A 14,426-nucleotide genomic window follows, 5' to 3' on the forward strand; every position below is an offset into this window, starting at 1 on the left:
CCCACCCTATTTTTGTATTTGATGTTCTTTGCTATAACTATGCGCACCTTTCGCGAGTAATCGTAGTTGTGAAACCAACCTTTCCGCTAAGGCATCGCGTTCTTTTTTTTCCAAGTCGAGCGCTTCCGCTCCCCAACTAAAGACCAGTGTTACAGATGCAAGCGCTTGAATAGAAGCAATTTCTCGATCAACACCAACCGAAATAAGATACTCAGTCAACTCTGCTGAAAAATGTTCTATCTCTCTTGCAACAGCAGCACGAAAGTCATAAGACGTTCCAGAACGTTCGTGTAAAAGAAGCCGAAAAACATTAGGGCTACTTTCAATAAACTCCATAAACGTTTCAACCGAAGAACGAATCATACTCCGATCTTCTGTAATTCTCTGCCGCGCCTGACGCATAAGTTGACGTAAGAGTAATCCACCTTCATCAACCATAGTTAATCCAAGTTCATCCATCCCCGTGAAATGGCGATAAAATGAAGTGGGAGCAACCCCCGCCTCTCGAGATACTTCTCGTAAACTCAAGTTAGAAAAACTACGTTCCGCGCTAAGTTGACTAAATGCAGCGTCTATTAATGAACGACGCGTTTTCTCTTTTTGTTGAGCTCGAATGCCCATTCATTTACCTAACAACTGCTTGAAATCAGACTCTACTATAACGCGAATTCGCTGTATGTCGAAAATTGGGAACGGTGAATTTGAACAAACCAACCAATTAACATCATAAATCTGTGACATTCTTCTATTTGATGACATAAACCGTCATCTATCAATACCCTATTGTAACTCTATGTATTTTGTCACAGACAGCTTTCGACACAATGCGTTACAATATAGCTATAATTACGTTACGCAAATATAACAAAAGGAAACTCTATGGCTCAGTCTCATCATTTTGATGTAATTGTTATTGGCAGCGGCCCGGGCGGAGAAGGCGCTGCAATGGGACTCACCAAGGCCGGATTCAATGTTGCCATTATTGAAAAAGAAAAAAGCGTTGGCGGGGGATGTACCCATTGGGGAACGATTCCATCAAAAGCATTAAGACATGCGGTAAGTCGTATTATTGAATTTAATAGCAATCCACTCTTCAGTCAGAATAGTTCAACTTTCCACGCCACATTTTCCGATATTTTAGGCCATGCAAAAACCGTTATAAACAAACAAACGCGTTTGCGCCAAGGTTTTTACGATCGAAATGATTGCACCCTTCTATTTGGTAAAGCTCGTTTTGTTGATGCTAATACTGTTGATGTCGAACAATACGATGGAACCCATGAACGCTACAGTGCCGATAAATTTGTTATTGCCACAGGTTCTCGCCCTTATAGGCCTGACAATATTGATTTTAACCACGAACGAATTTATGACAGTGATTCTATTTTAAATTTAAAGCATGACCCTAAGCACATTATTATTTATGGCGCCGGGGTTATTGGCTGCGAATACGCATCAGTGTTTAGAGGGCTCGGCGTCAAAACCGATCTAATAAATACTCGAGATCGATTGCTATCATTTCTTGACAATGAAGTATCCGAAGCACTGTCTTATCACTTCTGGAACAATGGTGTCGTGATCCGTAACGACGAAACATATGACAAAATAGAAGGCGTTGACGACGGAGTCATACTTCATCTTGAATCTGGCAAAAAAATGAAGGCCGATTGCATCCTATTCGCAAATGGACGCACGGGCAATACTGACAAATTAGAACTGCAACATACCGGACTAAAAGCCGATTCACGCGGAACTCTTTCAGTGAATACCAACTACAGAACTGAAGTAGAGCATATCTATGCCGTAGGTGATGTGATTGGCTATCCAAGCCTTGCATCCGCAGCTTACGATCAAGGACGATTCGTTGCTCAAGCGATTGTACAAGGGGAAGCTCAAGGTTACCTTATTGAAGATATCCCAACCGGTATTTACACCATTCCAGAAATTAGTTCTGTTGGCAAAACCGAACAAGAACTGACTGCGGCTAAAGTACCTTATGAAGTTGGACGTTCGTCATTCAAACACTTAGCAAGAGCTCAAATCGGTAGTGCCGAAGTTGGTAGTTTAAAAATACTCTTCCATCGAGATACTAAAGAAGTGCTAGGTATTCACTGTTTTGGAGAACGGGCTTCTGAGATCATCCACATCGGCCAAGCCATCATGGAACAAAAAGGTGAAGCTAATACTATAGAGTACTTTGTAAATACGACCTTCAACTATCCCACCATGGCGGAAGCATACCGTGTTGCAGCGTTAAATGGTCTTAATCGACTATTTTAGGATAAAGAGGCAAATATTGCCCATGCATATCAGCTTGGGCAATATCGATAACGGAAAGGATTCTAAATTACTTCTCACTCAAGAAATTAGCGAACCATCGCATGACAATTGTGGAATCAGGTGTTTGATTAAGGCTCGTTAATGCACTCAGGTAACACTCTTCGCTTACCTGAGTTTTTTTCTTTTCGACAATACAACGCTCAAACTCAAGAGAAAACTCTGGATGACCTTGTACTGTCAAAATATGTTGATCTTTACTCAGCATATAGTTTGGGCAGAAGTCACTGCGTGCAAGGAGTTTCATCGAAGGTGGTATATCAATAACTTGATCTTGATGACTTATTAACATTTTCAACGAGGTGAGCTTTGGTTCCATCCAAGATGTATCAGCCAGCAACTCGGTAGTACTTATGCCAATGCCCCACCCTTTACTGGACTTTTCAACCTTACCACCTAATGCTAAAGCAATAATCTGATGACCAAAGCAGATACCAAGCAGGGGTTTTCGCTGCTTATCACAGCGGCGGATCCAGTCAGCGAGCTGGTGAATCCATGGTTCATCAGCATAAGCATCGTGTACACTACCCGTCACAATGTAGCCATCACAAGCATGGATATCCTCAGGTAAAGAAGAGGTCAGTGCATTGAAGGTCTGGAACTCAAACTCACCGTAAGGAGAAAGAGTCATCTGAATCATATCGGCATATTCACCAAAATCAGATGCCCACAAAGGGTCAACTAGACCACAAACAATAATTCCTATCTTCATCGTCAAATTCTCAATACGTACTATTACATCGTTCTGAATATACTAAAGCCATGTATAAAGAAAGGCACGAAAAAGTGACGTCAAGCAAAGGTTACATCCAATCAGTATTACGAATAATACCAACCGCTAAACCTTCAATCGCTAAGCTCTGAGAAGTTAGGTCAACTTCTATCGGGGAAAACTCTTCATTTTCTGCATGCAACAGTACTTTGGGTCCTTTTCGCTCGATGCGCTTAACAGTGACATCATCTTCAACGCGGGCGACAACCACTTGACCATCACGCACATCTTGAGTTTTATGCACCGCTAAAAGGTCACCATCCATAATGCCAATGTCTTTCATACTTTCGCCATGAACACGAAGTAGAAAATCCGCTCGCGGTTTGAACATTGCAGGGTCGACCTGAAAGTGAGACTCAACATGCTCCTGAGCTAAGATAGGCTCTCCAGCCGCGACTTGGCCAATTAACGGCAGACCAGCCTCAGGAGCTTCATCGTTAGCTGCTTCATTAACTAAGACACGTATACCTCGGGAGGCACCAGGTACAATCTCAATAACTTGCTTACGAGCAAGCGCTTTTAGGTGTTCTTCTGCAGCATTAGCTGAGCGAAAACCAAGTTCCTTGGCAATTTCTGCTCGTGTTGGCGGCATTCCTGAATATTCAATTTTTGCTTTAATTAAATCAAAAACTTGTTGCTGTCGGGGCGTTAATGGCTTCATGAGATTACCTGTTTTTTTATACAGTCAACTGTGAGTATATCCAGTATAAAATAAAAAGCAACGCTGATTATTCAACAAGGTTACATAAGTGCTGTTAGCCATACTGCAATCACAATTAAAATAGCGATTGAAACTGCGGCTGAGCCCATATCTTTCGCTTGTCCTGATAGAGGGTGATGCTCAGGTCCAACACGATCAACCACCGCCTCTATAGCACTATTCAATAACTCTACAATCAAAACGAGCAACAGTGACGTAATCATTAATAAGCGTTCAATAGACGATACATCAAGCCATAAAGCAAGCGGAATCAGAATAGCACAGGCGATGATTTCTTCACGAAATGCTGCCTCTCCTTTAAATGCCGATGTGACGCCTTGATAAGAGTACTTTGCAGCTTTAATAAGGCGAGCGATACCTTGAGGGTTTTTCGTTTGCACTATGTTACCTACTTACTTGTTTTAAATGGCATTAGTATAAAATTTACGATTCACAGTCTAAGAAAAGTAAAAGGTTAGACCAGTTTCTGTTATTCTAACGTTCCAAACGCGAACGCCTTATTTTATTCGCTTCAATGAATAAAGTAAGACGATATGAAATATCACTAAATTACATCTTGAGGCTTAAAGCTCTATGTCGTTGAGACACATGCTACTTAGGTTACCAATGTCACTTTTAGTAAAAGAGACCATAGTTCCTAAAAATCCCATAGAAGACCATGCAATTGATTCAACACAGCCGATTGTATATGCATTGCCTTTTCAATCCAACGTCGATTTATTAGCTCTAAAAGCTCAAACTGATAAGTTGGGCTTACCCGACCCCTTTTCTTCGATCCAATGGGGAGAGCGTTCAATTGCTCGAACAGTCTTTATCGGTACCGCTCCAAGAATTTTAAGTAATGACCAATCGGTTCCACGCGATTCTATAGCGCGTTTTACAGAACTACTCGCACTACACCAAGATAACTCCGATCTCGATATTCAATTAATTCCTTGTTCCATTCTATGGGGACGAAAACCAGGGAAAGAGCAAGCATCCAACGCCTACCTTGAACCAATGAATGGCATAAGAAAAGCAGCAGCCGTTTTATTTTCTGGTCGAGATTGCTTGGTTCGAATGAGCCCCGTAGTATCGTTTCGTTATATGGCAGAAAATCATGGGACTGATATTGCCATTGCTCATAAACTGGCTCGCGTCGCTCGGATTCACTTTTCAAGACAGAAATTAGCTGCCTCTGGGCCGAACTTACCTCAAAGAGACGCATTAATTCGCCGGTTATTAGAATCCCCAATTATTCAAAACGCGATAAATGAAGAAGCAAAAAGTAAACAAATTTCACATGAGAAAGCCCAAAAAAACGCTTATGCCATTCTCGATGAAATTGCTGCGGATTTCTCTTATCCACTGGTGAAGCGAGGCAAAGAAGTATTAGGCTGGTTGTGGAATCGAATTTACCAAGGCCTAAATATTAACAATGCAACCACAGTGCGACAACTTGCTCAATCAGGCCATGAGATTGTTTATGTGCCGTGTCATCGAAGTCATATGGATTACCTTCTTCTATCTTATGTTCTCTATAATGAAGGTATGGTGCCACCGCATATCGCAGCAGGAGTGAATCTAAATTTCTTCCCAGCAGGACCTATTTTTCGACGTGGTGGTGCGTTCTTTATTCGTCGTACATTTAAGGGAGACAAATTGTACGCCACGGTATTTCGGGAGTATTTAGCCGATCTATTTAGTCGCGGCTACTCGGTCGAATATTTCAGTGAAGGTGGTCGCTCAAGAACTGGGAGGCTGCTTACTGCAAAAACCGGTATGCTCGCCATGACCCTACAAGCCATGTTACGTGGGCTCAATCGCCCTGTCACTTTAGTTCCGGTCTATATTGGTTATGAACATGTCATGGAAGTAGGTACGTATACAAAAGAGCTCAGTGGCAAAAAGAAAGAGAAAGAAAGCGCAGGATTGGTTCTAAAAACCATCCGTAAATTGCGTAATTTCGGCCAAGGTTACGTTAATTTTGGCGAGCCAATCCAAATTAACCAATTTCTTAACGATCAAGTCCCTGAATGGGCCAATGATATCGATGCATCAGGCATAAGTAAGCCGACTTGGCTTAACCCGGTCGTCAATCAGCTAGCCAATAAAATGATGACTCATATTAACGATGCTGCTGCCGTGAATGCACTGTCGTTATGTGCAACCGCATTGCTTGCATCAAGGCAGCGCTCACTTTCGAAAGAAAGGCTTATATCTCAAGTAGAAAACTATCTCGCCTTACTTAAAAATGTGCCGTATTCAGAGACCTTTACTCTTCCTGATACTTCGGCACTTGAGCTTGTTGATCATGCCAACAAGCTCGATAAGTTCACTATCGATACTGATGCAATCGGGGATGTGATCTCTTTAGATCGTCATCAGTCTATTTTGATGACCTATTATCGAAACAACATCATGCATTTATTGGCGCTTCCGTCCCTCATTGCGCAAACCTTGGTAAGCCATCAATCGCTTACCTTTAAGCAACTCGTGATTCAAATTGAGCATATCTATCCATTGCTTAAGAAAGAGTTGTTTTTAAGCTTAGAATTGGATGAGCTAGAGAGCAAAATACACGATTATGTTATCGAATTAGAGCGTCAACAACTGGTAGAACTTACAACTGACAGTGTGGCGATCAATCCAAGTAATACACAAATGCTGATCCTCTTAGGGCGTACCATATCCGAGACTCTACAACGTTATGCGATTACGCTTAACCTCCTTGAAAGCAATCCAATGCTGACAAAAGAGCAACTCGAAAGTCAAAGCCAAGATCTTGCTCAAAGATTAGGGCAAATACACGGCATCAATGCGCCAGAGTTCTTTGATAAAGCGGTATTTGCTACGCTACTCGAAACCCTCAAAGAACTGCATTATTTCAATCAAGAAGACAGCTACCAAGTCTCTGGAAATAATACGTTAGCTCACGATCTCTATCAGTTACTTCATCCAGAAGTTCGGATGACCATTCGTGAAGGTATTTGTCAGCTAGAGAGCTAATTATTTAAAATAACAAACCGAAAAAACACAAAAAAGGGCTCAATTGAGCCCTTTGTTTATTAATACATAACAATAACTCTACTGCCAAGTCGCCGTAGCAATTCCAAGAGTGATGACCATTCCGACATAGTTATTATTTTTAAAAGCGGAAAAACAAGACAATCGATCTCGATGACGAATCAATTGGTGTTGATAAACAAACAGCCCTGTCGCCGCTAATAAGCTTACATAGTAAAGCGATCCGAGCTGAAAACTGGCTCCAAGCACTACCAACAACCCTAATGTCATTATCTGAAGTAGTGCAATGATTCGCTTGTCATTCTGACCAAAAAGAATTGCAGTCGATTTAATCCCTATTTTTAGATCATCATCGCGATCGATCATGGCATATTGTGTATCGTAGGCAATAGTCCAAAGAGCATTGATGATAAAGAGAAGCCACACAAATGCGGGGAGTCCATTCGCTTGAGCAGCCCATGCCATTGGAATCGACCAACTAAATGCAAGCCCAAGAAAAAGTTGTGGCAAATGCGTATAGCGTTTCATAAATGGGTAGATAAACGCTAAGACAATACCAACAAACGATAACTGAATAGTTAAACTATTCATGGTGAGTACTAAGAGAAAAGCTAAGGAGGTCAAAAAAAAGAACAGGCCGAGAGCTTCTTTTCCTGATACCAATCCTGCAGGAATTGGGCGATTCTTCGTTCTTTTTACCTGTCCATCCACTTTGCGATCGGCATAATCATTAATCACGCAACCCGCGGAACGCATTAATAACACGCCTAAGCAAAATACCAATAACACGTCCCAATCAGGAAGGCCTTGAGCAGCAAGCAATAATGCCCATAACGTAGGCCAAAGTAGCAGCAAAGATCCAACAGGACGATCCATTCTCATTAGCTGCCAATACGCTTTGGCTTTTGCCATTAACATTTATTTTTCTCCTAACGATAAATTGGTGCAGAAGGTAAAAATAACTCAGTCACCAACATAGGTTTGTGATTCATCCATAATCTTGAACGACGCGCATACAATAATTCACCCGCAACTTCGATAGATGACAACTGCATGCAATCTCGATCAACCGCTTCAGCTTTAAATACCGCCTCACCTAAAGGAACTTCCCCTAAACCTAAAAGATCATAGTCTTGATCTTCTGTTGTTGATTTCGGTATCAATGTACTTCCAATCACCCACGGAAGCTCATCACCATTCAATACAACTCGGCGCAAAAGGCAATGAGAAGGTGACGATAATAGAGTTTGTTCATCATGAGTAAGCTCTTCATTCAAAAGCCATTGATGTAATACCAAGTCAACATCAAGCTCATTACAACACGTTCGTAAACGCAGAGATAATGAGCCCTGATCGAGCAACCATTCACGTATATTTTGTGATGGGAATGCAAAATCATCAATATTTTGCCAAGTTATCTTATTTAAAGCTGATAGATAATGGGAATTTGGTTGATTCATACTAATATTTAATTAACTGCTTTATCGTCGAACAATAAAGCTTCAATGCCATACAACAATCAGCATCGAACCTCTAAGTCACATTGTGGTTATGATTGTCGAGTTACTATTGTAACAAGAGTATGGTGATTCGAATATCGCCGAATAAATAAGAAATCAAATCGTTATGAAATATAAAACTATTTTAGCCCTAGCACTAATTGGACTCAACCTCATCATAGCACCACTCTCGTATGCTGCCGATGAAGAAGAGAACGCAGCTGCGCCACAATTGGCCTATTTTACCCTAGAGCCTGACTTAACGACTAACTTCTTTACCAAAGGGAAAGATCTTGGTTATATTCAGGTCCGCATCGATATCATGGTCTCTAATGCGGAAGACGTCGAACAGATTGAGCAGCATCAACCTTTAATTCGAGATACCGTAGTAGAACTGCTTGGGCGACAAACTGAGGATACCGTAAAATCCCTGGCTGGCCGCGAAGACATACGAAAAAACCTAGTGTCAAAATTAAATGAGCTCCTAATTATTGAAACTGGGCGCCCAATTATTGCTGACCTGTTATTCACTAAATATATGTATCAGTAATTAGTATCTGCTCACCGATTTAGTGTTTTGGTTGCAGTAGGTGAGTTTCTATTAGTGCTAATAATATGCCGCAAATTAACCCAACTAAGTGGGCGGTATTTGCTATCGCCATAATGGGTTGAACATAGCCAATCACCAACCAAACTAACATGAAACCGATGACTGGCCTTGAAAGTGACACTCCAAGATCCGGTCGTTGCCAACCCACAATCCAGATATACCCAACTAATGCATAAACCACGCCGGATAAACCACCAAAACTAGGACCATCTACCCAATACTGTCCAACATTGGATAATGCAGCTGATGCAAGAAAAATTAACATTAGCTTAGAAGGACCTAATTGCTTTTCAATGTTCCCACCTAATTGCCACCACCAGAGGAGGTTGAATACAATGTGTATGGCTGAGAAGTGGAATAATGCAGGCGTAATCCAGCGCCATATCTGCCACTTCTGTTCAACTACAGCCGGAGCATGGACCCAGTTAAAGACTTCTTGACCAAAACCAATGATATTCAAACCATATATCACAAGGCTACTTAGCATAATGGCTAAGGTTACAAAACCTGCTTGATCTCGAATTAAGTGCCAAAAGTTTGTTGAGCGATATTGAAAAGGCACATTACGGGTATCTGAGCGTTGCCATGAAGCTTGAGCATAACGAGAGTGGGTCGGTTCTTCTAAAAAACGTTCTAATTCAGGTCTAACTCGTTCATATTGCGAATCATCCACTAACCACAACTCTATTCTACCGTCACTTGAAGGCATCATTTTTACATCGACTTTTTGACATGCCATGTAATCTATAAAAGCTTGTGACAAGCGAGGGTTATCCAGAATAATTAATGAACGCATCAGCTTACCGACTCCAGAACTCTATACTTCAATAGGGTAATTTGCTCGCTCCCAAGCAGCAAAACCACCTTCCACACTATAAACATCATCATACCCTTGGTTTACAAGGTATTCAGCGGCACCTTGGCTACTTACACCGTGATAGCATATCACCAATACTGCTTGGTCAAATCCAACATTACTCATAAAGTCGCCAATGGTCTCATTAGTCAGGTGGATAGCATCTGGTGTATGACCTTTTAAATACGTCTGACTATCTCGAATATCGACCATTGTCGCAGTACCTTGCTCTAGTTTATTCAAAGCATCGGCGATGCTAATCAGCTTAAATTGACTCATTTTTGCTCCTGATTGTTTTTAACATATTGTACCCCATCCATGAGAAGACAAGTATATGACGGTTACAACATTACTTTCGACAATTTATTGACGAAAATCTGTGGATAAACCTGTGAATAGTGTTGATAAAGTGTTTTAGCGTCAATTGATCCACAATATGTTGTGATGATCGTATTTATGCTGTGTGTAGATCAAAAGCTATCCCCAAATTAGATATACGCTTAAACCCCGATAGAACCGTGCTTCATTCACTTAATCAAAATTTTAATCACAGAGTTATCCACAGAAAGCTATTCCTTATAATCTTCGGCAAGATCAAATAAAAAAGCCGAAATCTCTCGATTTCGGCTTTTCGTATTTATATTTTATATCGTAGTATTCTAAAACTCACCAACAGCGTCTTTTAATTTACGCATTGCATTCTTTTCTAACTGTCGAATACGCTCAGCAGAGACACCATATTCATCAGCTAAGTCTTGCAGTGTCGATTTAGCGTCCTCTAACCAACGAGAACGGACAATATGCTGACTACGTTCGTCCAAACTCGACAATGCTAATGAAAGACGATGATTAGTATGAGCTTCCCAATTATCCGATTCAAATTGATCCGCAACATCGGAGCCTTTGTCTTCCAAATACAATACAGGTGCCGAAGAGGTTCCTGTTTCATCATCATCTGTCGTTAATTCAAAGGTAGGATCTTGTGCGGCTAACCGAGATTCCATTTCACGAACTTCCGCAGGTGCAACACCAAGCTCCTTCGCGACAGTTTCTACTTCACCGTTGTTAAACCATCCCAAACGTTTCTTCGATTTTCTCAAATTGAAGAACAATTTACGCTGAGCTTTAGTTGTAGCAATTTTCACGATACGCCAGTTACGCAGAACATATTCATGAATTTCCGCTTTAATCCAATGTACAGCAAAAGAGACAAGACGTACGCCGACTTCTGGATTAAAACGTTTTACCGCTTTCATTAAGCCAATATTACCCTCTTGGACAAGATCAGCCATTGGTAATCCGTAACCCGAATAACCACGAGCTACATGGACAACGAAACGTAGATGCGACAGGATCAATCCTTTTGCAGCTTCAATATCACCTTTGTAATGTAATCGCTCTGCCAATTCACGCTCTTCTTCCTGTGTCAGCATTGGATAACTGTTCACTGAACGAATGTAGCTATCTAAGCTATCTTGTGTGACGAGAGCCATTTTATACGCTTGGTTTGACATTCATTTCCTCATCGTACTAATTCTAAATTTGTTTTAACTCAGCAATATTGCCGCGATTTACTTCACCTTTCAAGGTGTCATATCGATAAAATAGCGATTCTAGGCGTAAAATTCTGTAAAGACGAATAGCCTGATGCTAAATAATAGACAACAACTGCCTAAACAGGTTCAATTTCTTTAAGATGCCTCTGTGCCGATAGCCGAGCAGCGACACAGCCAATAATAGTACCGAGCATAAGCAATAACAAAGTTTCATCCCAATTCAACCCGAGTAAACGAAAGCGACTATCGTATAGCTTCGCTAAGTCGGTTACGGCTTCATTCAGCAATAATGTTAACAATGCCGTTAAAAACCACGCAACTACAGATCCAATTAACCCTAACCACATTCCTGAATAAAGGTATGGACGAAGAATATAAGCATCGGTCGCCCCTATTAGCTTCATGGTTTGAATTTCTTCTTTATGCTCGAGCACACTAAAGCGCAAGCTATTGCCAATAATTAAAAATACGGCAGACAGCATTAAGGTAGATAAACTAATCACGACCAGTTCGACTAAGTCTTTTAACGCTTTTAGTCGACTTAACCAGTCTTCATCCAAACGTACATCAGTAACATCGTTTTCTTTTCGAATTAAATCGACTAATACTTTTATCTCTTGCTCCCCCTCAACTCCCGGTTTTATCACCAAGACCCCTGGCAACGAGAGCTGATCAAGTAATGTTAAAGCCTCATCAAACCCAGCATCTTTGCTCAAGTCTTCGAGTCCTTGCTGGGAAGAAATATAACGAATGGTTTTAACGGCTTCTAAGCTCTCTAAACTGTCTTTGAGAACCATAATCCGAGCTTCTGGCGTCTCTGGTTCGATGAATACGCTTATTTGAGATGGTGTTGCCACATGTGTAGCGACAAATGCGACATTCTTACTGAGTAAATATAAGCACGCAGGCATCGCCAAAGACATAGAAATCACTGCCAGCGTTAATAAGTTACCAATTGGCCTATTCCATAAATCAATTAAAGATTGTTTTGCTTGGTTATAATGCCTCGCAAAATAATTCACTTTTGATGTTCTAGAACTCTTATCTCTTTTTCGTTTAACAGACTTGTTCTTCGAGGAATTCATCGTATTTGGCTTATTAGTTGCCATAATTTTCTACCTCGCTAAAGAAGCCTTGGTTAAGCTCTAAATGGCGATATTGAGGCCGAGAATTGACTAAACTCCGGTCGTGTGTCGCTAATAGAATCGAGACCCCAGCACGGTTAAACTCTTCAAACAAACGTAAAATTCGATTAGAAAGGTCAGGGTCTAAATTTCCGGTAGGTTCATCGGCCAATACTAGCGTTGGTCGGTTTACGACGGCACGAGCGATACCAACCCGTTGCTGCTCACCACCCGATAACTGACTTGGAAAACACCGCGCCTTTTCTAATAAGCCTGTTTTATCAAGTGCTGCCGATACTCTGCGCTTAATTTCATTTTCAGAAATAGATTCAATACGCATCGGTAATGCAACGTTATCGAATATTGTTCGATCCATAAGCAAACGATGATCTTGGAAAACAATGCCGATGTTTCGACGTAATAAAGGGATATCTGGATTGGGAATACGCGTAATATCGTGGCCGTTAAATAGGATCTTTCCATCGGTTGGACGTTCCAAAGCACAAATTAATTTAAGTAACGTACTTTTACCGGCCCCCGAGTGACCACCTATAAAGGCCATTTCTCCACGCTTTAAGTGGAAATCCACTTTCTGTAAGGCTTGTCGTCCTCCCCGATAAGCCTTACTCACCTGTTGAAATCTAATCACTCGCAGATCCTTGTCTTTAACTATTTGAGGAGCATTAAGCCGGTGCTCCTATCACGTACTACACATTCTCTCTTATCAGTTATTCGTCTCGGCTAAACAGAGCATCGATAAATTGTTGAGTCTCAAATGGACGTAAATCATCAATCCCTTCACCGACACCGATATAACGAATTGGAATAGAGAATTGATCTGCTATTGCAAAAATAACGCCACCTTTTGCTGTACCATCAAGTTTTGTTAATGTGATACCCGTTACTGGAGCAATATCACTAAATAACTTAGCTTGGCTTATCGCATTTTGTCCGGTTGCGGCATCCAAAGTCAGCATGATTTCATGAGGAGCGGAATCGTCTACTTTCTTCATTACACGGACAATTTTACGTAACTCTTCCATCAAGTTAGCTTTATTTTGAAGACGCCCTGCGGTATCCGCTATCACCACATCAACACCTCGTGCTTTCGCAGCTTCAATTGCATCGTAAATAACCGAGGCGCTATCTGCACCAGTGTGTTGAGCAATAACAGGAACGTTGTTGCGCTGTCCCCACACTTGCAATTGCTCTACAGCAGCAGCACGGAAAGTATCGCCAGCTGCCAGCATGACTTTCTTACCTTCGTTCTGAAATTGTTTCGCTAATTTTCCAATTGTCGTCGTTTTACCAACCCCATTCACTCCTACCATCAGAATGACATAAGGAGTCTTAGCTGTGTCGACTTCAAGAGGCTTTTCAACTTGAACCAAAATATCGGCCATTTCTTCTTTAAGCAAAGCATAGAGTGCTTCACCATCTTTTAATTCCTGGCGCGATGCTTTTTCCGTCAAATTTTTGATGATTTTCATCGTGGTGTCCATACCGACATCCGCGATAAGCAGTTGTTCTTCTAGTTCCTCAAACAACTCATCGTCAATTTTTTTACCTTTGAACAAGCCAAAAAAGCCAGCACCAATATTCGCCTTAGTTCGACTTAAGCTACGTTTTAGACGAGTAAAAAAGCTTTCTGTTGGCTTCTCTTGTTCTAGAGATTCGATTGGCTGAGTAAACTCTTCGACTTCACTCTCATTAACGTCAAGTGCTTCGACAACTTCCGCTTGAGCTACGATCTCTTCAGGCTCGTTCTCGTCAACAACTTTGTCATCATGTTCAACGTCAGCAATAGACTCTGAAGCCGGTATCTCTGAACCGCTATCTTCTTCATCTATCTGCTGTTCAATCGCTTCATTTTCATTTTTGGTTGACTCTTCATCACCAAAGCCAAGCCAAGAAAGGAGGCCACGTTTCTTTTTGTCTGTCATCT

General features: G+C 41.3%; 15 protein-coding genes. 3 read left to right on the plus strand and 12 right to left on the minus strand.

What is annotated here, in order from left to right; genetic code table 11:
• Positions 1 to 6: 6 nt before the first annotated feature.
• Positions 7 to 621 carry an HTH-type transcriptional repressor FabR gene (gene fabR, locus ACXJY6_RS16245; RefSeq protein WP_458768974.1) on the minus strand — a complete coding sequence of 205 codons (615 nt, stop codon included), beginning with the start codon at positions 619 to 621 and terminating at the stop codon, positions 7 to 9.
• Between the two features lie 258 nt (positions 622 to 879).
• On the opposite strand from fabR, the gene sthA reads away from it, so the two are divergent.
• Positions 880 to 2,280, plus strand: coding sequence for a Si-specific NAD(P)(+) transhydrogenase (gene sthA / locus ACXJY6_RS16250; RefSeq protein WP_456052248.1), 1,401 nt, complete (start codon positions 880 to 882; stop codon positions 2,278 to 2,280).
• Between the two features lie 67 nt (positions 2,281 to 2,347).
• On the opposite strand, the gene ACXJY6_RS16255 is transcribed toward sthA, so the two are convergent.
• From ACXJY6_RS16255 to ACXJY6_RS16265, 3 genes are all read right to left on the minus strand, one after another.
• Positions 2,348 to 3,049: a glutamine amidotransferase-related protein gene (locus ACXJY6_RS16255; RefSeq protein ID WP_458768975.1), complete on the minus strand. Its 702-nt coding sequence runs from the start codon at positions 3,047 to 3,049 to the stop codon at positions 2,348 to 2,350.
• A gap of 91 nt (positions 3,050 to 3,140) precedes the next feature.
• On the minus strand, positions 3,141 to 3,770 hold the full coding sequence (gene lexA, locus ACXJY6_RS16260; RefSeq protein ID WP_456052246.1) for a transcriptional repressor LexA: 630 nt from the start codon (positions 3,768 to 3,770) through the stop codon (positions 3,141 to 3,143).
• An 80-nt stretch (positions 3,771 to 3,850) separates the two neighbouring features.
• On the minus strand, positions 3,851 to 4,210 hold the full coding sequence (locus ACXJY6_RS16265) for a diacylglycerol kinase (RefSeq protein WP_456052245.1): 360 nt from the start codon (positions 4,208 to 4,210) through the stop codon (positions 3,851 to 3,853).
• Positions 4,211 to 4,403: 193 nt separating this feature from the next.
• On the opposite strand from ACXJY6_RS16265, the gene plsB reads away from it, so the two are divergent.
• Positions 4,404 to 6,818 (plus strand): glycerol-3-phosphate 1-O-acyltransferase PlsB, encoded by a 2,415-nt coding sequence (gene plsB / locus ACXJY6_RS16270; protein WP_456052244.1) that lies wholly within the window; start codon positions 4,404 to 4,406, stop codon positions 6,816 to 6,818.
• A 78-nt stretch (positions 6,819 to 6,896) separates the two neighbouring features.
• On the opposite strand, the gene ubiA is transcribed toward plsB, so the two are convergent.
• Complete coding sequence (gene ubiA / locus ACXJY6_RS16275; protein WP_456052243.1) at positions 6,897 to 7,754, minus strand: 4-hydroxybenzoate octaprenyltransferase; 858 nt, start codon at positions 7,752 to 7,754, stop codon at positions 6,897 to 6,899.
• 11 nt (positions 7,755 to 7,765) lie between these two features.
• Entirely contained in the window at positions 7,766 to 8,296 is a 531-nt protein-coding gene (locus ACXJY6_RS16280; protein ID WP_456052242.1) for a chorismate lyase, read from the minus strand.
• 166 nt (positions 8,297 to 8,462) lie between these two features.
• Between ACXJY6_RS16280 and ACXJY6_RS16285 the strand changes: the two genes are divergently transcribed.
• Positions 8,463 to 8,885: a flagellar basal body-associated protein FliL gene (locus tag ACXJY6_RS16285; protein WP_458768976.1), complete on the plus strand. Its 423-nt coding sequence runs from the start codon at positions 8,463 to 8,465 to the stop codon at positions 8,883 to 8,885.
• A 19-nt stretch (positions 8,886 to 8,904) separates the two neighbouring features.
• On the opposite strand, the gene glpG is transcribed toward ACXJY6_RS16285, so the two are convergent.
• The 6 genes from glpG to ftsY form a co-directional block, all read right to left on the minus strand.
• Positions 8,905 to 9,741 (minus strand): rhomboid family intramembrane serine protease GlpG, encoded by an 837-nt coding sequence (glpG, locus tag ACXJY6_RS16290; RefSeq protein ID WP_456052240.1) that lies wholly within the window; start codon positions 9,739 to 9,741, stop codon positions 8,905 to 8,907.
• 21 nt (positions 9,742 to 9,762) lie between these two features.
• Positions 9,763 to 10,080 carry a thiosulfate sulfurtransferase GlpE gene (gene glpE / locus ACXJY6_RS16295; RefSeq protein WP_458768977.1) on the minus strand — a complete coding sequence of 106 codons (318 nt, stop codon included), beginning with the start codon at positions 10,078 to 10,080 and terminating at the stop codon, positions 9,763 to 9,765.
• Between the two features lie 380 nt (positions 10,081 to 10,460).
• Entirely contained in the window at positions 10,461 to 11,315 is an 855-nt protein-coding gene (gene rpoH, locus ACXJY6_RS16300) for an RNA polymerase sigma factor RpoH (RefSeq protein WP_456052238.1), read from the minus strand.
• A gap of 158 nt (positions 11,316 to 11,473) precedes the next feature.
• Positions 11,474 to 12,466: a permease-like cell division protein FtsX gene (ftsX, locus tag ACXJY6_RS16305; protein WP_458768978.1), complete on the minus strand. Its 993-nt coding sequence runs from the start codon at positions 12,464 to 12,466 to the stop codon at positions 11,474 to 11,476.
• Positions 12,456 to 13,130, minus strand: coding sequence for a cell division ATP-binding protein FtsE (ftsE, locus tag ACXJY6_RS16310; RefSeq protein ID WP_456052236.1), 675 nt, complete (start codon positions 13,128 to 13,130; stop codon positions 12,456 to 12,458). Before ftsE ends, ftsX begins: the two co-directional genes overlap by 11 nt.
• 79 nt (positions 13,131 to 13,209) lie before the next feature.
• The gene (gene ftsY / locus ACXJY6_RS16315; protein WP_458768979.1) at positions 13,210 to 14,424 is read right to left on the minus strand and encodes a signal recognition particle-docking protein FtsY; all 1,215 of its coding nucleotides are present in this window, start codon (positions 14,422 to 14,424) and stop codon (positions 13,210 to 13,212) included.
• Between the last annotated feature and the right edge of the window lie 2 nt (positions 14,425 to 14,426).

This window comes from Vibrio phycocola, from assembly GCF_054404255.1.